The organism is Candidatus Marsarchaeota archaeon, from assembly GCA_023485295.1.
Lineage (GTDB): Archaea > Micrarchaeota > Micrarchaeia > Micrarchaeales > Micrarchaeaceae > Micrarchaeum_A.
This window is the reverse complement of sequence record JAMCZQ010000007.1, coordinates 49,224-68,566: the sequence shown is the minus strand read 5'-3', so window position 1 is coordinate 68,566 and position 19,343 is coordinate 49,224. Positions and strand designations below refer to the sequence as shown.

At 48.7% G+C, this 19,343-nt stretch carries 25 protein-coding genes; 18 read left to right on the top strand and 7 right to left on the bottom strand.

The annotated features are described in order from the left end of the window. The first annotated feature begins 11 nt into the window (after nucleotides 1–11). From M1125_04185 to M1125_04165, 5 genes are all read left to right on the top strand, one after another. Entirely contained in the window at nucleotides 12–170 is a 159-nt protein-coding gene (locus M1125_04185; protein MCL5405003.1) for a zinc finger domain-containing protein, read from the top strand. After that, on the top strand, nucleotides 170–418 hold the full coding sequence (locus M1125_04180; protein MCL5405002.1) for a hypothetical protein: 249 nt from the start codon (nucleotides 170–172) through the stop codon (nucleotides 416–418). The genes M1125_04185 and M1125_04180 overlap by 1 nt, the downstream gene beginning before the upstream one ends. A gap of 98 nt (nucleotides 419–516) precedes the next feature. After that, a complete protein-coding gene (locus M1125_04175; protein MCL5405001.1) occupies nucleotides 517–894 on the top strand; it encodes a hypothetical protein in 378 nt (125 codons plus the stop codon). Nucleotides 895–1,005: 111 nt separating this feature from the next. Further along, nucleotides 1,006–3,309, top strand: a complete 2,304-nt coding sequence (locus M1125_04170) for an SMC family ATPase (protein ID MCL5405000.1) — start codon at nucleotides 1,006–1,008, stop codon at nucleotides 3,307–3,309. 4 nt (nucleotides 3,310–3,313) lie between these two features. Further along, on the top strand, nucleotides 3,314–4,546 hold the full coding sequence (locus M1125_04165) for an NADP-dependent isocitrate dehydrogenase (GenBank protein MCL5404999.1): 1,233 nt from the start codon (nucleotides 3,314–3,316) through the stop codon (nucleotides 4,544–4,546). Between the two features lie 4 nt (nucleotides 4,547–4,550). On the opposite strand, the gene M1125_04160 is transcribed toward M1125_04165, so the two are convergent. Continuing rightward, on the bottom strand, nucleotides 4,551–5,198 hold the full coding sequence (locus M1125_04160) for a thioredoxin family protein (protein MCL5404998.1): 648 nt from the start codon (nucleotides 5,196–5,198) through the stop codon (nucleotides 4,551–4,553). 85 nt (nucleotides 5,199–5,283) lie between these two features. Next, nucleotides 5,284–6,318, bottom strand: a complete 1,035-nt coding sequence (gene ftsZ / locus M1125_04155; GenBank protein MCL5404997.1) for a cell division protein FtsZ — start codon at nucleotides 6,316–6,318, stop codon at nucleotides 5,284–5,286. Between the two features lie 145 nt (nucleotides 6,319–6,463). Between ftsZ and M1125_04150 the strand changes: the two genes are divergently transcribed. Next, nucleotides 6,464–7,027: a 50S ribosomal protein L16 gene (locus M1125_04150; GenBank protein MCL5404996.1), complete on the top strand. Its 564-nt coding sequence runs from the start codon at nucleotides 6,464–6,466 to the stop codon at nucleotides 7,025–7,027. 57 nt (nucleotides 7,028–7,084) lie between these two features. Continuing rightward, nucleotides 7,085–8,017 carry a diphthamide biosynthesis enzyme Dph2 gene (gene dph2 / locus M1125_04145; protein ID MCL5404995.1) on the top strand — a complete coding sequence of 311 codons (933 nt, stop codon included), beginning with the start codon at nucleotides 7,085–7,087 and terminating at the stop codon, nucleotides 8,015–8,017. Nucleotides 8,018–8,120: 103 nt separating this feature from the next. On the opposite strand, the gene M1125_04140 is transcribed toward dph2, so the two are convergent. Beyond that, nucleotides 8,121–8,639 carry a hypothetical protein gene (locus M1125_04140; protein ID MCL5404994.1) on the bottom strand — a complete coding sequence of 173 codons (519 nt, stop codon included), beginning with the start codon at nucleotides 8,637–8,639 and terminating at the stop codon, nucleotides 8,121–8,123. A gap of 299 nt (nucleotides 8,640–8,938) precedes the next feature. Between M1125_04140 and M1125_04135 the strand changes: the two genes are divergently transcribed. The 7 genes from M1125_04135 (at nucleotide 8,939) to M1125_04105 (ending at nucleotide 14,250) form a co-directional block, all read left to right on the top strand. Beyond that, nucleotides 8,939–10,204: a Glu/Leu/Phe/Val dehydrogenase gene (locus M1125_04135; GenBank protein MCL5404993.1), complete on the top strand. Its 1,266-nt coding sequence runs from the start codon at nucleotides 8,939–8,941 to the stop codon at nucleotides 10,202–10,204. Nucleotides 10,205–10,216: 12 nt separating this feature from the next. Continuing rightward, on the top strand, nucleotides 10,217–11,035 hold the full coding sequence (locus tag M1125_04130; protein ID MCL5404992.1) for an S-methyl-5'-thioadenosine phosphorylase: 819 nt from the start codon (nucleotides 10,217–10,219) through the stop codon (nucleotides 11,033–11,035). Between the two features lie 82 nt (nucleotides 11,036–11,117). Beyond that, complete coding sequence (rpmC, locus tag M1125_04125; protein ID MCL5404991.1) at nucleotides 11,118–11,327, top strand: 50S ribosomal protein L29; 210 nt, start codon at nucleotides 11,118–11,120, stop codon at nucleotides 11,325–11,327. Then, nucleotides 11,324–11,629, top strand: coding sequence for a stress response translation initiation inhibitor YciH (gene yciH, locus M1125_04120; GenBank protein ID MCL5404990.1), 306 nt, complete (start codon nucleotides 11,324–11,326; stop codon nucleotides 11,627–11,629). The genes rpmC and yciH overlap by 4 nt, the downstream gene beginning before the upstream one ends. Nucleotides 11,630–11,699: 70 nt before the next feature. Beyond that, complete coding sequence (tsaD, locus tag M1125_04115; GenBank protein ID MCL5404989.1) at nucleotides 11,700–12,680, top strand: tRNA (adenosine(37)-N6)-threonylcarbamoyltransferase complex transferase subunit TsaD; 981 nt, start codon at nucleotides 11,700–11,702, stop codon at nucleotides 12,678–12,680. Further along, complete coding sequence (locus M1125_04110; protein ID MCL5404988.1) at nucleotides 12,671–13,270, top strand: Kae1-associated serine/threonine protein kinase; 600 nt, start codon at nucleotides 12,671–12,673, stop codon at nucleotides 13,268–13,270. Before tsaD ends, M1125_04110 begins: the two co-directional genes overlap by 10 nt. A gap of 50 nt (nucleotides 13,271–13,320) precedes the next feature. Further along, complete coding sequence (locus M1125_04105) at nucleotides 13,321–14,250, top strand: ImmA/IrrE family metallo-endopeptidase (GenBank protein ID MCL5404987.1); 930 nt, start codon at nucleotides 13,321–13,323, stop codon at nucleotides 14,248–14,250. Here M1125_04105 and M1125_04100 read toward each other — a convergent pair. Then, nucleotides 14,247–15,449, bottom strand: a complete 1,203-nt coding sequence (locus M1125_04100) for a hypothetical protein (protein MCL5404986.1) — start codon at nucleotides 15,447–15,449, stop codon at nucleotides 14,247–14,249. The genes M1125_04105 and M1125_04100 overlap by 4 nt on opposite strands. Nucleotides 15,450–15,454: 5 nt before the next feature. Next, a complete protein-coding gene (locus M1125_04095; protein ID MCL5404985.1) occupies nucleotides 15,455–15,682 on the bottom strand; it encodes a hypothetical protein in 228 nt (75 codons plus the stop codon). A 118-nt stretch (nucleotides 15,683–15,800) separates the two neighbouring features. On the opposite strand from M1125_04095, the gene M1125_04090 reads away from it, so the two are divergent. Together M1125_04090 and M1125_04085 are read left to right on the top strand one after the other, a co-directional pair. After that, nucleotides 15,801–16,349, top strand: coding sequence for a hypothetical protein (locus tag M1125_04090; protein MCL5404984.1), 549 nt, complete (start codon nucleotides 15,801–15,803; stop codon nucleotides 16,347–16,349). A gap of 4 nt (nucleotides 16,350–16,353) precedes the next feature. After that, nucleotides 16,354–16,689: a hypothetical protein gene (locus M1125_04085; GenBank protein MCL5404983.1), complete on the top strand. Its 336-nt coding sequence runs from the start codon at nucleotides 16,354–16,356 to the stop codon at nucleotides 16,687–16,689. Here M1125_04085 and M1125_04080 read toward each other — a convergent pair. Together M1125_04080 and M1125_04075 are read right to left on the bottom strand one after the other, a co-directional pair. Next, nucleotides 16,675–17,073 (bottom strand): hypothetical protein, encoded by a 399-nt coding sequence (locus M1125_04080; protein ID MCL5404982.1) that lies wholly within the window; start codon nucleotides 17,071–17,073, stop codon nucleotides 16,675–16,677. The genes M1125_04085 and M1125_04080 overlap by 15 nt on opposite strands. A 57-nt stretch (nucleotides 17,074–17,130) precedes the next feature. Then, nucleotides 17,131–17,700: a hypothetical protein gene (locus M1125_04075; protein ID MCL5404981.1), complete on the bottom strand. Its 570-nt coding sequence runs from the start codon at nucleotides 17,698–17,700 to the stop codon at nucleotides 17,131–17,133. Nucleotides 17,701–17,824: 124 nt separating this feature from the next. On the opposite strand from M1125_04075, the gene M1125_04070 reads away from it, so the two are divergent. Beyond that, a complete protein-coding gene (locus M1125_04070) occupies nucleotides 17,825–18,676 on the top strand; it encodes a hypothetical protein (protein ID MCL5404980.1) in 852 nt (283 codons plus the stop codon). Next, nucleotides 18,669–19,343 carry a glycosyltransferase family 2 protein gene (locus M1125_04065; GenBank protein MCL5404979.1) on the top strand — a complete coding sequence of 225 codons (675 nt, stop codon included), beginning with the start codon at nucleotides 18,669–18,671 and terminating at the stop codon, nucleotides 19,341–19,343. The genes M1125_04070 and M1125_04065 overlap by 8 nt, the downstream gene beginning before the upstream one ends.

Here is a 19,343-nt window from a genome sequence, read left to right as displayed (position 1 = left end):
TAACCAGCAATTTGCCAGGAAAGGTATGTGTTTCATGCGGTAGGCTCACTCACGAGTATACCGAATTCAAATGCCCGAATTGCGGGGAAAGCAACATAGTGCGCTGCATGCACTGCAGAGAGATAACAAACATATACAGGTGCGAGAAGTGCGGATTTGAGGGACCATAATGTCGCGCATAGGTGTCGTATTTAATGTTTACCCTGAAGAGGGCAAGATGGATTCTGTGGTAAGGCAGATAAAGGAGAAGATGAAGCCCGCGAGCATAGAAGCCCAGGACATAGCCTTCGGCATTAAGGTGCTAAAGGTATTCTTTGTATTCGAAGAGTCTGAAACAACCTCTACAAAGCTTGAGGAGGGGCTTAAGAGCATATCCGGGGTAAGCCAGATAGACGTTTCCGAAGAGAGCCTCGTATAGCCTTTCCGCTGCGCTTTTTATTCCTGACGATACTGGACGAAAGCTTATTATATTAATTGCGCACCAGTTCCAATCCATATATTTAATACAGTGGTTGCATGGTTGAAGCTAGAGATGGCATAAAGAAAGCGAAGGGCTACGCCAATTATACAATGGCTCTTGGCAGGGATTTAAGCGACGATGATTTCAACAAGATAAAGGCTGCAATAAACAGCAAGCTGGTATCCGAGTTCGGCAGCATACCGGTAATTGAAATGGCACCTGACATGAATTATTCTAGTTCTTCGCAAAAGGTGCCTGTTGCCAAATACACTATAGCGCATATAAAGAATGATGCCAGCCCGGCTTTGGAATTGCGCGTAAACTTTAACCCGAATGAGAAGGATACTGACAAGATTGCTAGCGATCTGGCATACTTTATGGAGATCTCCAGGCAGATCATTGATAGATTTATGCTGCAGACGCTAATGAGATAAGCCTTTATACAAGACTGCATAAAAATAGGTGTAGCCTATTTATTTTTTGTTTGCCATTTATTCCTGATTCTGCTTATATAAGCAGGACTATGGCCCCTGCGAGTGCATCCTATGATAACGCATATAAGGCTCACCAACTGGAAAACGCATAAAGACACCAGCATAGACTTTCAGAGCGGCACGAATGTAATTGTTGGAATGATGGGCGCAGGGAAAAGCTCAATGATGGATGCCATAGCCTTTGCCCTGTTTGGGACTTTTCCTGCATTGGAGCACAAAAGGTACAAGTTGGAAGACATAATAATGAGCAGGCCAGAGGTAAAGCACTCAGCAAGCGTAGAGCTTACGATGAAGATTGGCGAGGATGTATACAGGATAACAAGGACAATAAACAAGAGCAAAAAGGCTGACGCCAAAATAGAAAAGAACGGGAAGTACCTGCAGACGCAGCCTGAGCGCGTCAACGAAGAGATAGAATCGATATTAAAGATAGATTACGATGTGTTCTCCAGGGCAGTATATTCTGAGCAGAACAGGCTGGACTATTTTTTGGAGCTTAGGAAAGGCGAACGCAAAAAGCAGATTGACAACATGCTTGGGCTTGACAGGTTTGCTGCTGCGGAAGAGAATGCAACTTCGCTGGCCAACTACCTGAAGACCCTGCTGAAGGAGGATGAACGCTTAGTTGAAAGCTCAAACCTGCCGGAACTTGAAAAGAGCAAAGCTGAACTGATGAAGGAGCTTGAAGCAAGCGCTGCGAAAAAATCAGAGTATGAAAAGGCCGCGGCTGCAGCAAAGAAGGATCTTGCATCGTTAAAGTTGCAGTACGAAGAACTGAAGGCTGAGAACGAGCGCAAGAAGAGCATTTCGGAAGACATAGCAAGAATTGAAAGCAGGATAAAGACCCTTGGCGACCAGCTTGCAAAGATTGAGAAGCCGCAAGGCAAAAAGGAGGAGCTGAAAGCAATAGAAGACGGGCTGGCAGCCGAGCTTGAGAAGAGCACGGCAAGGATTGAAGAAATGCAGAAAAAGGAGAAAGAACTGATAAAAAATAGGTCTTATGCAGAATCCGCATTAGGCAGGAGCCAGGAGATGGTTGGCGAAGCAAAAAGGATAGCTGCCGAGCTTGGGGACGAAACAATGGGCTCTATAAAAGGCAGCATCGACAGGGCAAACGAAGAGCTGAAGAAAGCGATATCCGCATTGGAAAGCAGCAAAAGCGCCCTAGTGGAGATAAGGAAAGTGACAGACGAGCTTGAAGAGCACAGCGACAAATGCCCGGTTTGCGAGCAAGTCATAACGCCTGAGCTTCGCGAAAGGCTTTTGAAAGAGCGCAGGGAACTGATGGCTTCCAAATCAAGGAGCATAGCTGGCGCAGAGGAGCTCATCCGCAACAGGGAGCAGGAGATATCCGCATTGAACAAAAGGATGGAGAGGTTCGTGAAGCTTACGGCAAAGATGGAGCAGTACAAGAATGCCGAAGAGGAGAGCAAAAAACTCTCAAAAGAGCTTGAGAGATATGCAGCTGAGTACACAGCAGTTGAAAAGGCGCTTGCAGAATTAAAAGCTGGCAGCGATAAGATATCTAAGGCATTTGAAGAGGCGAAGAGAAAGTCAGAAGCGTTGGACAAGATTTCATCGATCGAATCCGAGATAGCCGCATCAGAATCGGCTCTGAAGACGAGGAGGGCGGATCTCGGATCCATAAAAGTCGATATGAAGCAGATAGAAAGCGTTACAGAGGCGCTGAGCGCAAAGAACTCAGAGTTCGCAAAATTCTCCGCTGAGCTTAAGGCCGAGGAAGAATTGTCCGGCAAGATAAGAAAGCAGCTGGAAGAGAACAAGAGCGCCATAGAAAGGGTAAAAGCCGTAATGGAAAGGGCAGGGCAGCACAGAAGGCACATCTCCAATATTTCTAAGTTTAAGGATGCGCTGGCAGACACGGAGACCAGGCTCAGGTCGAGCTTAGTATCTACAATAAACAGCATGCTTGACGAGCTCTGGCCAGGGCTTTACCCGTACGGCGATTACACCGGAATAATGCTCAATACGTACAACGATGACTATTCCCTCGAGGCTGGCATGGGCATAGAAGGCAACACGGTATGGCTGCCAGTAGATGCAGTAGCCAGCGGCGGAGAGCGCAGCATAGCATGCCTCGCATTGAGGATAGCAATGTCAATGGTCATAGCACCGAACCTGAAATGGCTCATACTGGACGAGCCTACGCACAACCTAGATGTGAACGGCATATCAAAGATGGTCGATGTCTTCGGCAATTTTCTGCCGAATTACGTGGACCAGATTTTCATAATAACGCATGATGACACGCTCAAGCAGATAAGCGGGGCGAAGGTATACGAATTTACAAGGGACAAGGCAGTTGCTGGGCCCACTAATGCTAATGATGGTTGATTCTATGGAAGAGAAAAACAGCGAAATGATAAATTTTGAGAATGAGAAATGGCAGGTTCCTGACAAACCCACCATACCTTTCGCAAAGGGCGATGGCATAGGGCCTGAGATATCCGAAGCTGCGGTTGGAGTGATAAACGAGGCAGTGAAGAAGGCTTACAACGGCTCCAGGAGCATAAACTGGCTTGAGGTTGATGCAGGCGAGGAAGCAGAGAAGAAATCAGGAAGCAGGCTGCCTGAAGCGACTGTAGAGACAATAAAAAAGTATAGGATATTGTTCAAGGGCCCGCTGACGACGCCAGTTGGATCCGGTTTCCGTTCGCTGAACGTAACAATAAGGATGATGCTGGACCTTTACGCCAACATAAGGCCGGTCAAATACATAAAAGGGCTTGACAGCCCGCTGAAATACCCGCAAAATGTCGACATGGTTGTCTTCAGGGAAAACACCGACGACATTTATACAGGCATAGAGTGGCCCTACAATAGCACCGAGGCGGAGAAGGTGAGAGAGTTCATGAAAAGCACGATGAACGTGAGCATAGATTCTGATGCAGGCATTGGCATAAAGCCGATTGGCAAATCCAAGACGCAGAGGATAACAAGGATGGCGATAAGGTACGCGATAGAACACAAAAGGAAATCCATCACTGTGATGCATAAGGGCAACATAATGAAGTACACGGAAGGCGCATTCAAGGACTGGGCATACGAAGTCGCTACAAAGGAGTTCAGCGACAAAATAGTGACAGAGGATGAGTTGGCATCAAAGTACGGAGGCAAAATGCCCGAAGGCAAAATATTGTTCAATGACAGGATAGCGGACAACATGCTGCAGCAGATAATAACAAAGCCAGAGATGTACGACGTGATATTGGCGCCCAACCTGAACGGCGATTACGTTTCTGATGCGTGCGGCGCATTGATAGGCGATATAGGCGTGCTTGGAAGCGCAAATGTAGGATCAAATGGCGGGATGTTCGAGGCAGCGCATGGAAGCGCACCCAAATATGCCGGGAAGAACGTGGCAAACCCAATGGGCATGCTGAAGGCCGGGCAGCTCATGCTGAATTTCATGGGCTGGGACGAGGCGGCTTCGGAAATAGAAAAGGCGATTGCCAAGGCGATGGATGACAGGAAAGTGACGCAGGATATAGCAAGGTTCATGAGCGTAGACCCAATAGGCACTAAGGAATTTGGCGAATACCTTATGAAATGCATACAGGAGAGCGCTTAGCTGCCTACTTCGCAGCCTCTAGGACATAGCTCATGAATACATCCTCTGGCTGCGCTCCCTCAAAAGAGTATTTGTCGTTTATCACTACCTTCGGCACGCCCATCACGCCGTATTTTTCAGCGGTGCTCATGAATTCCCCGGCTTCAATCATGCTGCTGTGCACATACTTGCTTTCTATGGCAAACTTGTGCGCAGTCCTTACTGCCTTGGGGCAATAGGGGCATGTTGGAGTGACAAAGACCTTTATGTCTATGTGCTTTGACAGGCCCTTAAGCGCGTTCTTTATGCTTTCAGGCAGGTCGGTAGAGCCCTTTGAAGCATCCACTATGTCGCCTATAAGGGATGAAAATTCATATCCGGCAGGAATGCCCTGGAATATTACGCCGTATACGCGCTTGCCGCCGATTATTGTAGCTGGCGCTGAATCGACGCCGAGGAATTTGGCTTCGGCAGAGTGGCTTTTTATGTCGTATTCCACCAGCTTGATGCGGCTGTCAAGGGCCTGGACCTCCTTGAGCAGCGCCAATGTTTCGTCACAGTATTCGCAGTTTTCCTTCGAATCAGTGAAATGAATTATCGAAACCTGCCCTTCCATATTGTTCTCGAAAGCCTTCCTGACCGCTTCCCTGTCGCCATCTTTTAAGAATGCCATTATATCAACCTATCTCAGAGCGTTAAAGCTTACGGTATTATTTCTGCCGTTCTATTATTTAGTGCTTGCGTGGCTTGGGCATCGCTCACAGCATTCCGATGCCAAGGTCGCCCTGGCGCTTTTCAGGCTCGCTGCTGCCGAAGATTGACGGGCTTTTCACCCCTGTAAATATTGCAATTATCTCCATTTTGCCGTTGTAGGCAGGGTCTATCCTTGCGCCCCATATGACATTGGCATTCTGCGAAGCCTGCTCTGTGAGCATTCTGCCTGCTTCGTTTGCCTCCCCCAATGTCATGTCCTCGCCGCCTGTTATCTGTATGACTACGCCAGTTGCGCCTTCATAATCCACGTCAAGCAGCTTGTTGCGCATAGTGTCTTCCACTGCGTCCTCTACCTTGTTTGTGCCCTTGCCTTCGCCTACGCTTATCATTGCAAGGCCGCCGCCGTTCATTATGGTGCGGACGTCTGAAAAATCAAGGTTTATGAAGCTTGGCGTGTTTATCGTCTCTGTTATGCCCCTGACAGCGCGCGAAGTGACTTCATCTGCAAGCTTGAACGCCTGCTCTATCGCGAGGTTTGGATAAAGGTCTACGAGGCGCTGGTTGTCTATCGCTATTAGGGTATCGACATTTTTCCTGAGCGCTTCTATGCTCTTGGCCGCGATCTGCAGGCGCACCTTCTCGAGCCTGAATGGGTACGTAACTATGCCGATCACTATGGCGCCGTTCTTTTTAGCTATCTCTGCAGCTACAGGAGCAGCTCCGCCGCCTGTGCCGCCGCCCATGCCAGCGCATACAAACACCATGTTGTAGCCATCTAATGCTTTTTCTATTTCAGGCCTCGAAAGCTCTGCTGCCTTGAGCCCTATTTCCGGAAAGCCGCCAGCGCCAAGGCCTCGCGTCAAAGAGCCACCAAGGAGAACCCTGTGTATCGAAGGCTCTATGCTGTTGAGCTGCTTTGCATCGGTGTTAAGCGCTATAAGGCTTGCTCCTTTTATCCCCTGCTTAAAAATCCTTTGCACAGTATTGCCTCCGCCGCCGCCGACGCCGCAGACAGCAATCTTTGCCTTGAATAGGTATTCATCAAAATTATCGTTTAACGCATTATCCACGAGTTCCATGCTTCCACCGCCAATATATCACAGCCAAATGCTTTAATATTATTGTTTGGGGCATCATTTTCAATAATCTTTTTATAGGTTTTCATTATAAACTATTATCGCAAGTGTTTCTGCTTGTTTTGATTCAGTTTAATGAGTGTTTAATATGGCTAGAATAAGACCGGCGCGCACGTTCAGATACATCTTTTCGCAGTCATGGTCCAGGTACTCCCAGAAAAAGCCGAGGAAGAACTACATAAGGGCAAGGCCGCATACAAGCCTGCTGGTGTTCAACATGGGCAGCGACAAGCCAGAGTTCGACCTGAAGCTTACGCTAAACACAAAGCAGCGCATACAGCTTAGGTCTAACTCCATCGAATCGGCGAGGCAGATAATAAACAAGTACCTTGAAACGAACATGCCTGGCGACTTCTACTTTAAGGTGCTCGTATATCCGCATATGATTATAAGAGAGCACAAGATGGCAACCGGCGCAGGGGCAGACCGTATATCGCAGGGAATGAGCCACGCATTCGGCAAGCCGGTAAGCGTGGCTGCAAGGCTGAAAGAGGGCCAGCCAGTCTTCATGGTAAAGACCAGGGCCAAAAACATACAGCATGTCAAAAAGGCGTTCGTGCGCGGCGCATCGAAGCTGTCAGGGCTCTACAAGGTCAACCTCGAATATGCTACTGCAGACACTGCAAGCCAGGCGCAGCAGCAAACAGAGTGAATCCCTTCTTCCAAAGGGATAAATATTACTTGTCCTAATTAGCAATGAGTGCATTCTATGAAGATACTTCTGCAATTTCCGGAGGGCCTTAAGGCAAAGGCGCTGGAATATGCATCAAAGCTTGAAGGCGAAGGCAATGAGGTATTTGTATCTGCATCCCCGAATTTCGGGGCGTGCGATCTTGCTTTAGACGAAGCAAGAAGCCTGAAGGCAGACAAGCTTGTGCACTTCGGGCATGCTGAATTCAGCAAGGTCGACTTCAACGTTGAATATATCCCATACGAGATAGATGCCCCTTTGGATCTGCTACCAAAATCCCTGGAATACTTGAAGGATTACGGCACCATAGGGCTCGTCACAACTGTGCAGCACCTGCGCCAGCTTGACAGCATAAAGTCGTTCTACGAGAAGAATGGCAAAACCGTATTGATAGGGAGGCCGTACGGCTTTGCAAAGAGCCCTGGGCAGATACTCGGCTGCGACATAGGAAGCGCTGCTTCAATAGATTCCAAGGTTGACGCGCATGTGTATTTCGGCGGAGGCATATTCCATCCATTGGGGGCGCTTCTCAACACGAAAAAGCCTTTCCTTGCAATAGAGCCGTTCGACAACAAAATAGAATTCATAGACAGCCTCAGGGAAACCTACCAAAAAAGGAGCAAGGGCAAGATTCTGGCCTCTTTGGATGCAAAGTCGATAGGCATACTGGTCAGCACAAAGAACGGCCAGCATAATCTCAAGCTTGCAGAGATACTCAAAAAGAAAATAGAATCCGAAGGGATTAAATCCGCAATCCTTGTATCGAACACGTTCGACTTCGAGTCCATAAACAACATGATGGAGTTTGATGCGTTCGTAAACACTGCATGTCCGCGCATAGCTATAGATGATACTGACAGGCTGAGAAAGCCCCTCCTGAGCGCCAACGAGCTCATGCAGGTGCTGTCAATGAAAAAGGAGCTTGTTGAGCTGAGACAAGGAAAGCAATAATCATTTCCTCTTTTTCGCATAGCAAGCAAAAATAAAAGATAGCTGCCGCTATACTAAAAAATCAAATTAAAAAGAAAAAGAAAAGAAAGAAAAGCTGAACTGATCAGCTTTCCTTCAGAGTCGTAGTTGCTATCTGCGAGAGTAATGCTGTAGCACTCGGCACATTATACTTTACCCAAATAGCTCCAGTTGCTGATGTTCCAGGTGCTGTCGAGTAATATATTGGCGTTCCATTCAGGTTAAATGTTGCAGCTGCTGACTGCCCGCTTGATAAGTCATTTGAAGTTATGCCGGCCAGAGTAGCTATAACATAGTTAGCTGTTGTTACCTGACCTGCGGTTGTCGGATCTGCCGTTCCTGTAGGCACAAAGAAGAACGTCACGTTAGACCATGATGTACCTGTGCTCTGTCCTAGTGTTACATGCAATGTTCCGCTAGTCCAAACCGGAGAGCTGCACAAGAATCCAGAGCTTGCTATGCAAGTCGTTCCTGTGAAGGAGCTGCTGCTGAAGATTCCCAGTGAGAACAGTGCCGCCAGCACTATTGCAATAATCAGTATTGCCCACCCGTAGGTCATTAGGTATTCCATAGCGCTTTGCGCTTTTTTGTTTCTTATTCCCATGCAATAACACCTTAAGTGCTATTTTATACATACTTGAATAAGATATTTAAAGCTTTGGTAAATCTTTGTTAGCGGAATTCGCATTTAGATTGACGTTATGCATTTGCCTGATTGAATTGCTGGCATATTACAACTGCCACTGCGCACGTTTTTACCAAGAAAACATGACAAACATTGTGCAAGCTTAAATAGTTTTGTTAATGATAAACTATTATGCAATTTTATGTGCGTGCGTTTGCGCCGCACTGCACTGATTGATGATTAATTTATGTTTAGTTTATAAAATAGAAAGTGGTAAAATGGCGGAAGAATTGAATCCTTTCAAGATAGCACAGGAGCAGCTCGACAAAGCTGCTGAAGTAATGGGATTGGATGAGCAGGCGCACCAGATATTGCGCGAGCCTATGCGAACGCTTGTTGTAAACATACCGGTAAGGATGAGCGATGGCAAGGTCCACGTTTTCCAGGGCTTCAGGGTTCAGTACAACGATGCAAGAGGCCCTACGAAAGGCGGCATCAGGTTCCACCCGAAGGAAAGCCTTGACACAGTGAAGGCGCTGTCAGCATGGATGACATGGAAGGTTGCGCTTGCGAATGTGCCGTTTGGCGGAGCAAAGGGCGGCATAATATGCGATACCAAGAGCATGAACGAGCAGGAGCTTGAGGCGCTTTCAAGGGGCTACATACGCGCGCTGGGCAAGTACATAGGCCCTGATGTCGACATACCTGCGCCAGACGTATATACAACGCCGCAGATAATGGCTTGGATGATGGACGAATATAGCAACATAGTGAGGCACAATTCCTTTGGGGTCATAACAGGCAAGCCGCTTGAGACATGGGGCTCTGAAGGAAGGAACGATTCCACTGCAATGGGCGGCCTCTTTGTAATGCGCGAAGCCGCAAAGGCGCTTGGCATAGACCTTAAGAATGCAAAGATTGCAGTGCAGGGATTCGGAAATGCGGGCAAATACGCTTATACGCTTTCAAAGAAGCTCTACGGCTCAAAGGTAGTAGCAATAAGCGATTCGAACGGCGCAGTATACGACCCGAACGGGCTTGACCTTGAGAAGCTTGAAAAGGCAAAGGCGGAAACAGGAAGCGTTGACGGCTACGAAGGCGGCGAAAAAATGACGAACGAACAGCTGCTCGAAAGCGACGTCGACATACTCATACCTGCAGCCATAGAGAACCAGATAACTGGCTCCAATGCAGACAAGATAAAGGCAAAGTTAGTACTGGAGCTTGCAAACGGGCCGGTAACCCCTGAAGCCGATGCGATACTGCATGACCGGGGCATATTCGATGTGCCTGACTTCCTGGTGAATTCCGGCGGAGTGATAGGCTCGTACTTCGAATGGGTGCAGAACATAGGCGGCTATTACTGGAGCGCTGAAGAAGTGTACGGAAAGCTCGACAAGATAATAACGAAGTCGTATGCCGACATGATGGCAACAAAGAAGAAGTATGACGATGCAGGTAAGAAGATCACGCCAAGGACTGCAGCTTACATAATAGCGGTTGGCAGGGTTGCTGCTGCGATGAAGGCAAGGGGCTGGTACTGAGAGGGCATTGGCATGGCTGAACAGCAGGCATCAGCAGAATTCGGGATCATAGGCGGCTCTGGACTGTATACGCTGCTTGACAATGCCACGGAGCTCGCCATAGATACGGAGTACGGGCAGCCAAGCGACAGCATATCCATAGGGACGATAAACGGAAGAAGCGTGGCGTTCCTGCCAAGGCACGGGAAAAAGCACACTATAGCGCCGCATGCGATAAATTACAGGGCGAACATAGCAGCCCTGAAGTCGCTTGGTGTCGAAAGGGTCATAGCGACTTCTGCCGTGGGCTCGTTGCGCATGGATTTTGTGCCTGGCGACTTTGCCTTTCCGGACCAATTCATGAACATGACAAGCGGCAGGGCTGACACCTTTTTCGACAAAGGGCCAGTAACCCACATAAGCACTGCTTTTCCATACTGCCCGGAATTGCACAGGATTGCGGTAAAGGCGGCGGACTACGACAATATAAAGTATCATGAAAACGCTACAATAATCGCGATAAACGGGCCCAGGTTTTCTACGCTTGCAGAATCCAGGTTTTTCAGGAACAACGGGGCTGACATAGTAAACATGACCCAATATCCGGAGATAACGCTTGCGCGGGAGATGGACATGTGCTATCTTTGTGCAGCGGTTGTTACGGACTATGATGCAGGGCTTGAAGCCGACGAGCATGTGAAGCCTGTGACGCTTGACGAGGTGAACAGCAGGTTCGCAGCAAGCATCGAAAAGGTGAAGAAGGTGGTGGCTGACATAATAAACGATACGCCGAAGGAGCGCACATCATGCACATGCAAGAACTCGACAGACAACGCCACTGTGAAGATGTGATGGCGCTGATGCCCGGAAGGCAGGGAACTGCGGCCTTAGAAAGGTTTTAATATTTTAACAGCCATAATTTGAATGTTTAGAGGTGCTTGTTATAAAAATAAAAGACATAAGGGCGATGCAGGACGCAGCCCTCAGAGCGAAAATAGACGACCTTAACCTAGAGCTAGCTATAGAGCGCAGGAAGGTTGCCGCAACAGGAGTGTCTAGCAAAGTAGTAAAGATAAAGGAAATAAAAAGGGCGATAGCAAGAATAAATACAGTGCTTACAGAGAGAGGTGCAAATAAAAAATGACAGACATATGTCCTAAGTGCGGTTTACCTAAAGAGTTGTGCGTTTGCGATGTTTTGAATAAGGAAGTTGAAAGCAGGATAAAGGTTTATACAAAGAAGGCGAAGTTCGACAAGATAGTCACAGTAGTTGAAGGTGTAAACCTTTCAGAGCTTGACAATACTACCAAGGGCCTTAAGCGTGCGCTTGCATGCGGAGGCACCACCAAGGACAGCCTAATAGAGTTGCAGGGCGACCACAAGACAAAGATCAAGCGCATACTAGTTGGCATGGGCTACAAGGATACTAACATAGACGTGGCATAGTAGTGCATGCCTGGTCTGCATTGTGTCAGCATAGCAATTTATTATTTATAGGGCAAAACTAATTGATTCAATGGCAGTGCTTGGCATCGAAAGCAGCGCGCATACGTTCGGGGTCGGGCTATCAGAGAACGGCAGGATCATAGCAAATGCCAAGGAGATGTACAGGATATCTGACAAGGGCATGGTGCCCTCCAAGGTAGCCGAACACCATTTCAGGAATGCGAAGCGCGTAATAGAAGCAGCAATTGCAGAAGCGGGCATAGGCATAAGCAGCATAGAGGCTGTCGGCTACACCAGAGGCCCTGGCATAGGCACGTGCCTAAGGGTTGGCGAGCTTGCCGCACTCGCGTTTGCCAGAAGGCATAACCTGCCGATATACCCTGTGAACCATGCAATAGCGCACATACAGATAACTACACACCTTTCAGGCATGGATAACCCGCTTGCAGTATACGTGAGCGGCGGCAATTCCCAGATAGTTAAGATTGTTGAAAAGCCAAAGAGGCGGTACCATGTATACGGCGAGACCCTTGACATAGGCGTTGGCAACATGCTCGACGCATTTGCAAGGGCAGCAGGTCTGAAGCCAGCATGGGGCTCTACAGTGGCGAATGTTGCGCTCGGAGGCAGCTACTTCCAAATGCCCTATACAGTAAAGGGCATGGACTTCACATTCACAGGACTTCTTACAAATGCAGAGAAAAGCCTTGGCTCGCACGAAGCGAAAGACGTTGCGTTTTCGCTGCAGGAAACTGCGTTCAGCATGATTGCAGAGGCTGCGGAGAGGGCTCTGCTCCTGACGCACAGCAAGGGCGTGATCCTTTGCGGCGGCGTGGCGCAAAGCAGCAGGCTGCAAGGCATATTGAAGGCTATGGCAAAATCGCACAGGTGCAGCTTCTTTGTTGCGCCTAACGAATTTAACGCAGACAATGGCGCAATGATAGCGTATGTTGCGGAAGGCATGCATAAAAGCGGAAAATGCGAGGGCGCATACCCTTTAGGCATAGACCAGAAATACAGGGCCGACAAGGTTGATCTGCTATGGCTATGAAAAAGATTGCAGAGGGGGCAGAGTCCGACATTTATCTTACGGATTTTATGGGCATTGAGGCAGTGGTAAAGTACCGCAGGGAGAAGCCATACCTCATACCTGAGCTTGACAGGCAGCTTAGGGAATCCCGCACCAGGATGGAGGCCAGGGCGATGCACAAGGCAGCTTCTGCAGTAGATGTGCCCAGGCTGCTGCTACTTGGCAAATATTTTATTGTGATGGAGAAGGTCGACGGCATAGCCGCCTCGGAACTTGGCGGGCTCGATGCAAAGGCCGCGGCGCTTGCAGGAGCATCGCTTGCGGGCCTGCACAATAACGGAATAATCCATGGCGATTTTACTACTGCCAATATAATGGTCGGCAAGGCAGGCGTCTGCATCATAGACTTCGGCCTTTCGTATTTTTCCGAAGCTGATGAGGACAGGGCTTTTGACATGCTCCTGATAAAGCGCTCAATCAGCAGCAAAGCCTATGCATCGTTTGCAAGAGCATATTCAGCAAATTGCGCCTTTTCTAGAAATGTATTCTCAAGGCTCCGCAATATAGAGATGCGCGGCAGGTACCAGAACAGGAGCCTGGAAACTGCATGATTCCCAAAAAGGATAAATATTACACGCATCACATCGATCAGCGTGTCCTTATGAGATCAAGCATTAATGCAAAGCTTGAAGATTATTCTGCCGAATTCAGCGGCCTTATGCGCTACGCTAAGGATTCGATAGATTCATTCAGCCGTGCACCAGAAGGCACGCTAAGGCTGAGGCTTTGGTCAGGCGAGAAGGATTTCAGGGTGATGCACGAGCCCCTCAAGGGGGACGGATATATAGTCAATTTCAGCGGCAGGCCTGTCATCTTTGTTTCGACAAGGCTTGACTCCAGCGATGAGAAGATGGTGCTGGCGCACGAGGCTGCACATCTGCTGAGAATGGACGGCTACACGCGCATGCACCAGAATCACAGGGTTGAAATCGGAGCAGAAATGCTCGCCAGGGAGATAATAATGCCGAAATGCAACATGCCCGGATATGCAGAAATGGAGCATTCAATTGCTTCGGCAAGGAAGATAGCTGCTGAGAACTCAATACCTGTCAGCTCGGTCCTAGCCAGGCTCACATACGATACCAACACATGGAGCGATGTAGGGTTTGGAATCTATACCACTTACTGCAATCAGGACAGCTGCAGGCTCTTCATAACGTCGCCATATCCTGTAGACGATTCATATTACACGCGCAAAAACGAAACAGGCTACATCGGCAGTTCGTTCAGCATGGCAAACGCAGCAGCCTTTAAGTTTCCAAAGTCCATACAGACAGGTGCAGGTGGGGCCGTATACATGCGTCTCTCCAGAAAAGATGCATCATTGAATGAGACTGCAGATTGGCTGATGCATAGTGTGATGCGGAATTTCCAGAGCATAGCGGCAGGGACTGACCGGTCGGCAGTTGCAGCAGGAGTCATGGCAACTGCTGGCTTCGAGAGATCGAAATCGAACGTGAGAAACGTTAGCAGAATGCCAGTGGAACTGCGCCTTGGCAACACCCTTATAATGCTTTCGCGCAGCGTCTAGAATCTGCCGACGTTCGAGAACTGCAGCTCTGGCGCAGGCTCGTTGTATTTCATCTTCTGCGCTATGAATTCCTCGTTTGAAAGCCCGGCATGGGCCGCAGCCAGTGTCACTATCGACACGAATCCGGCAACCGCTATCACCAATGAATAGAGCGTGCTAGATACAATGTAGTTGTATCCGAACAGGGCGGTCACAGCCAATCCGGAAAGCATCCCCAAGCTGTAATAGCCGCGTGAGCGCAATACTACTACGAAGCTGCTTATAAAAGCAAGCAATACAAACAGTGAGCTGAGCAGGAACAGTGCAGTGCCGATGTTCATCTTTCTGAAAAACGTTATAATGCCTATGCTATTTGCATAGCTAAACGTATTTATGAGGTTGTTGCTTTCGAACACCAGGAATACTACGAATGTTGCTATGAAAAATACGCCTGACACTATGCTTATTGCAGAATAATTAATGCCTGCAGACTGCTTTGTTTGACTTTCACCGGAGCCAGCTGCCTTGTCTATATCCTCAAGGCAGTAGAAATAGCCGTTCTGCGAGACAAGGTCCTCAAAGCAGAATGGCCTGTGGCAATAATTGCATATTGCATAGGCTTCGCGCCATGGGTGCCATGTGCATTGCAGGCCCTGGGCTGCTTTCCTGCTGGCAGCTTTTGTCTTCGCATACCTTTTCCTGTTCTTCTCCTGCTTTTTGCCGCCATGGGATTCCTCCTCCTCGAGCTTGGCTTCGAGGTTTGCCATTTCTATCGCAGGCGCTGCCGACACGTATGGCTCGTTGCCTGCCAGGTAGCTTGATGCCGGTTTCCTTGCCTCTGGCGGAGGCACGTTGCCTTTCTGCTTGTATGTCACTGGCGGTGGCGGTGGCGGCGGAGGCAAGTTTACCTCCTGTGGCTGTGGCTTCGCTTCTGGAGCTTTGTACGGCACAGGCTGCTGGGCAGCTTGCTGCTGAGCCTGTGGCTGCGGCGCTTGCGCCTGGGGCTGTGGAGCGTTTGCCTGCATAGGCTGTGCTTGGGCAGGGGTTGCTTGCTGCACCTGCTTGGACTGGGGCTGCGATGATTGCTGCGGCTGGACTGCCTGTTGTTGCTGCATCTGTTTTGCAGGCTTTGCTGGTTGTTGGTTGGATTTCTGCCTAATGGTTTGCTGTACGTTAGGTCGCATCTTGAATATCAGCAGATCATCAGGATTTACAACCATTCATATCATTTCCTTGAATTATTCATAGCCTGGCGCTTTTTCTTCTCGAAAATGCCGCGGTGCTTTGCGCAGCTTATGCAATAGTACACTTTTCTCTTTTCAAAGAATCGCACATCGTTTGCAGTCTTCATGTCAGTGCTAAAGCTTATTGCCTTTTCAAAAGCTACAGCCTTGTTTCTTGGTATTTTCCTTCCGCATGATTCGCAGATTACTAGAGTTTCTTTTCCTCGCAACTAAAACACCTTTACAAATTATTAACCTTTAAGTAATAAATATATTGATTCGAAACATTAATATAATAATAAATGCGATATTGCAAATGTACAATCGCTAAAACCAGAGGCGCATGCGGTGAAATTCTACATAATGTCACAGAACCAGTCACTTTCTATAAAGCTCGCGAACATGGTGAGCAGCGCTGGCAATACTCCAGTAATAGCGGAAAACGAGTTCAGGAGCGTTGAAAGCATGATAGCCGAGCTGCAAAGCAGGAAATGGGATTTTGACGTTGCTGTGATTGCTACAAGCAATCCGATAAAGGCTGCTATTGCCGCCAACCGCATAGATGGCGTAAGCGCTGTTGCGTGCTCAAGCAACTCTGAAATAGGCACTGCAATAAACGAGGGCGCGAACGTTATAATAATCGGCGATGGCTCGTTTAATCCAAAAGCAGCGTATGCTGGCACTGCAGCCGGAAGGCAGCCTGAAGCGGTGCGCGACAGGCTTCAGAGGACGAAGCAGGAAAGGCAGCAGCCCAAGGGCGCAATGTTCGCATTGCCATGGAAGAACGTGCGCAGGCAAGCCCAGAAGGTGCAGGATTTCCCTGAGAGCGGGGAAAGGATGTGGGACAAAAAGAAAGGTCTCAAAAAGAATATCAAGGACATATTTGGGGTCGAATAGGCTTATGGAGATGCTGTGCGAAAAAATAGCCAGGCTTTCGGTCCCTGCTGTAAGGATAGCCGTATCAGAAACGCTTTACAACGAATACAACATGCCGCAGAGCAGGATCGCCGCGGCGCTTGGGATAGCCCAGCCAGCAGTGTACAAATACGTTCATAGGCGCTATTCCAGGTCCATAGGCACAATCAAGGGCTATGTCCTGTCAAAAGGCCTGCATAACGGCATAATAAGGGACATAATAAATGGGAAAGGCAGCGAGCAGGTTTCAAGGCATATAGAGCATGTAGCTACAAACAAGGCTGTGCTTAAGTTTTGCTCCAGGGCCTTAGCGCCTGAGTGATGGAAAAATGCTCTCGTAAAGCTCTTCCAAGTACTGTGAAACATCCTTTGGGAACCAGTATCTTTTTACAGAAAGGAGCGTATGCTTGAAATTCTCGTCCTTGAGGCTCGCATCTGCTAGCATCTTAAATGCGGTCTTTGCGTTAGCTATCACCCTGTAATATTCCTGCGGCGAGCCTGCCCTATACCCTGACAGCCTTACCCCTATGCGAAGAAACGCTGAATCTATTGCAACATATTCCGGCAGGCCCTGAGATCCGGGCCCTGTGCCCAACTCAGCAATGTATTTGCTTATGTAAAAACCAGCTTTGCCTTCGCTCATGCTAAAAACAGCATCCTCAACCGACTTGCCGAAATCCAGGTTGCTTCCCTGCTTTTGCATCATTATTCTTTTTTAGGTATATTACTAAAATCTTGCATACAGTATTGCTTATCAACGAAGTCATTTGGAATGCAGCTTGAAATAGAGCAGCTCTGACATGCAGCTTTCCAGCATGATGCGCGCCGCATCCTGCTTTCTCCTGAATCCTGGCAGTATGGAATCCTGGTAGCGTATCTGCCTGCTAGCGTCATAGGCGTTAGCCATTATTGCCGTGTATTTCTCCGCAAGCTTCAGGTCGCCCCTGTTAAGCGACTCGAATACCTCGCGCTTTAGCTCGCCTATCGCATCCATCAAGCCAAGCAGGTATGCCTGCTCTCCGACCCCCAGCGCGCCCATCGGCGGCACTGAGCCGCTCCTCTTTATCTCTTTGAATATTGCAGCTTCCGAATACTCCTGCAATGCCTGCAGCTTTATGTTGCTGTTCGACAGCTCCATGGACTTTAGCTTTTCCACCATTGCCTTGATCCGGCTTAGGCTTGGGCCTGCAGCACTCGTGTTGTGCATGCGTGCTATCGCAATGCCTGAAGAGCGTACAATGTCGCGTGCAAGCTCGTTTGCCTTGTCGTATGTTTCCTGCCGCGATTTGAGGAGCCTGTCAGCGGCTGCAATCTCGTTTTTTACATCTGCCATTGCAAAACCGTTAGATATATACCAGCAAAAGTTTTAACTATAATAATATAAAATAGTAATGTAATTGGACGTGATTGCTTCTAGTTTATGAATGCCCGTGGCAATCGCTCTATGTAGTGATAAGATGCGCTTGATCAGGTTTGCCTTTTATCTGCTGTTGCTGATTGCGGCTGCTGCATATGTTTCAACAGCCTCTACAGTTGTGCTTAGTGGAACCTGCGCGCAAGGCGCAACAGGCTTCGGAGGAAACGCAAATGTAGAATTCACTCTTTCGAACAGCGGAAACGCACAGGCGAGCAATATTACGCTCGTGCCTAGATTCTACGGGGCTTTTGCACGCAGCCTGCATGCAAATGCAATACAGGCTGGCGCCATAGCTCCTGGCAGCTCCAGGCATTTCAGCCTGAATATAACAGGCCTTACCGTGCCCGGAGAGTACATCTTCGGCATAATGGCAGAATACAGGCAGCAGTCCTCCACGTTCTTCGCGTCATTCCCGTGCACGTTCTATTACGAAAGGTCAAACCTTACGGATTACGTTTCTGTCCAGTCGCTCAACTACAGCAAAGGCAAGCTTATGGTTTCAGTGTATGACATAGCCCCCACGCCAGTTAACCTGAGCCTTTATCTGATTGCACCGCCACAGGTCGATTTCAGGCCGCAGATTTTGAACTTTTCTGCAAACCCTAACGGCTCTTCTACAGCTACGTTCAATTTTTCAACACAGAAGCTGCCAGGAATACAGAATGCAAGCTACAGCATAGGCATAGCTGCGGCATATATGTATGGCGGGGCTTATCGCTCTTCGCTTGTAAATTTCGTGTTCAATCCCTATGCCACACAGGCATCGCATTCGCAGAACCTTATAGGATATGCCTTTATATTCATAGTTGCAGCCCTAATTGCATTAATAGCCGCATCTGCAGTGCGCGGCAGGAAGCTCAAGAAAAAAACAAACGCTGATCAGAATGCATAAGCCTTATGTAAGCATAATCATACCCACATTCAACGAGGCCAAAAACATAGGGCCGCTCCTGGATGGAATCCGCGAGGTTATGGAAGGCTACGCCTACGAGGTAATAGTTGTGGACAAGCATTCGCCGGACGGCACAGCCAGTATAGCTGCAGGAAAGGGGACCAAGGTGTTTTACGACGACAATGGCAAGGGCAGCGCACTGAAGCTCGGCTTTAAGAAGGCGTCAGGCGAGATAATAGTATCCATGGACGCTGACCTGTCGCACAGGCCTCTTGAGCTCAAGCTTCTGATAGCAGGGGTCGAGGCAGGATATGACATCTGCATGGGATCCCGCTTCCTCATAGGCGGAGGCTCGGACGACCTTCCGCTTTATAGGCGTTTCGGCAACAAGGCTTTTGTAATGCTTGTGAATGCGCTTTACGGGGCGCACTATTCCGACCTGTGCTACGGCTACAGGAGCTTCAGGAAAAACACCATAAAATCGCTTGGGCTGAAATCCGACGGGTTCGGAATAGAGACAGAGATAAACATAAAGGCAGTGAAGGCAAACCTGAGGGTCATTGAAGTGCCAAGCTATGAGAAGAAGCGGAGCGCCGGGGAAGGCAAGCTGCGTTCGCTGAGGGACGGCTACGTGATACTCAAGACCATATTGTTAAACCTTAAATAG

Excerpts from the sequence above, each read along its gene's own strand:
- M1125_04180 (MCL5405002.1), top strand. The coding sequence starts at position 170 with ATGTCGCGCATAGGTGTCGTATTTAATGTTTACCCTGAAGAGGGCAAG.
- M1125_04105 (MCL5404987.1), top strand. The coding sequence starts at position 13,321 with ATGAGATCAAGCATTAATGCAAAGCTTGAAGATTATTCTGCCGAATTC.
- M1125_04160 (MCL5404998.1), bottom strand. The coding sequence starts at position 5,198 with ATGGCATTCTTAAAAGATGGCGACAGGGAAGCGGTCAGGAAGGCTTTC.
- M1125_04135 (MCL5404993.1), top strand. The coding sequence starts at position 8,939 with ATGGCGGAAGAATTGAATCCTTTCAAGATAGCACAGGAGCAGCTCGAC.
- ftsZ (MCL5404997.1), bottom strand. The coding sequence starts at position 6,318 with ATGGAACTCGTGGATAATGCGTTAAACGATAATTTTGATGAATACCTA.
- M1125_04080 (MCL5404982.1), bottom strand. The coding sequence starts at position 17,073 with ATGATGCAAAAGCAGGGAAGCAACCTGGATTTCGGCAAGTCGGTTGAG.
- M1125_04130 (MCL5404992.1), top strand. The coding sequence starts at position 10,217 with ATGGCTGAACAGCAGGCATCAGCAGAATTCGGGATCATAGGCGGCTCT.
- M1125_04100 (MCL5404986.1), bottom strand. The coding sequence starts at position 15,449 with ATGGTTGTAAATCCTGATGATCTGCTGATATTCAAGATGCGACCTAAC.
- M1125_04165 (MCL5404999.1), top strand. The coding sequence starts at position 3,314 with ATGGAAGAGAAAAACAGCGAAATGATAAATTTTGAGAATGAGAAATGG.
- M1125_04170 (MCL5405000.1), top strand. The coding sequence starts at position 1,006 with ATGATAACGCATATAAGGCTCACCAACTGGAAAACGCATAAAGACACC.
- M1125_04065 (MCL5404979.1), top strand. The coding sequence starts at position 18,669 with ATGCATAAGCCTTATGTAAGCATAATCATACCCACATTCAACGAGGCC.
- yciH (MCL5404990.1), top strand. The coding sequence starts at position 11,324 with ATGACAGACATATGTCCTAAGTGCGGTTTACCTAAAGAGTTGTGCGTT.
- M1125_04075 (MCL5404981.1), bottom strand. The coding sequence starts at position 17,700 with ATGGCAGATGTAAAAAACGAGATTGCAGCCGCTGACAGGCTCCTCAAA.
- dph2 (MCL5404995.1), top strand. The coding sequence starts at position 7,085 with ATGAAGATACTTCTGCAATTTCCGGAGGGCCTTAAGGCAAAGGCGCTG.
- M1125_04175 (MCL5405001.1), top strand. The coding sequence starts at position 517 with ATGGTTGAAGCTAGAGATGGCATAAAGAAAGCGAAGGGCTACGCCAAT.
- M1125_04070 (MCL5404980.1), top strand. The coding sequence starts at position 17,825 with ATGCGCTTGATCAGGTTTGCCTTTTATCTGCTGTTGCTGATTGCGGCT.
- M1125_04085 (MCL5404983.1), top strand. The coding sequence starts at position 16,354 with ATGGAGATGCTGTGCGAAAAAATAGCCAGGCTTTCGGTCCCTGCTGTA.
- M1125_04150 (MCL5404996.1), top strand. The coding sequence starts at position 6,464 with ATGGCTAGAATAAGACCGGCGCGCACGTTCAGATACATCTTTTCGCAG.
- tsaD (MCL5404989.1), top strand. The coding sequence starts at position 11,700 with ATGGCAGTGCTTGGCATCGAAAGCAGCGCGCATACGTTCGGGGTCGGG.
- M1125_04110 (MCL5404988.1), top strand. The coding sequence starts at position 12,671 with ATGGCTATGAAAAAGATTGCAGAGGGGGCAGAGTCCGACATTTATCTT.
- M1125_04140 (MCL5404994.1), bottom strand. The coding sequence starts at position 8,639 with ATGGGAATAAGAAACAAAAAAGCGCAAAGCGCTATGGAATACCTAATG.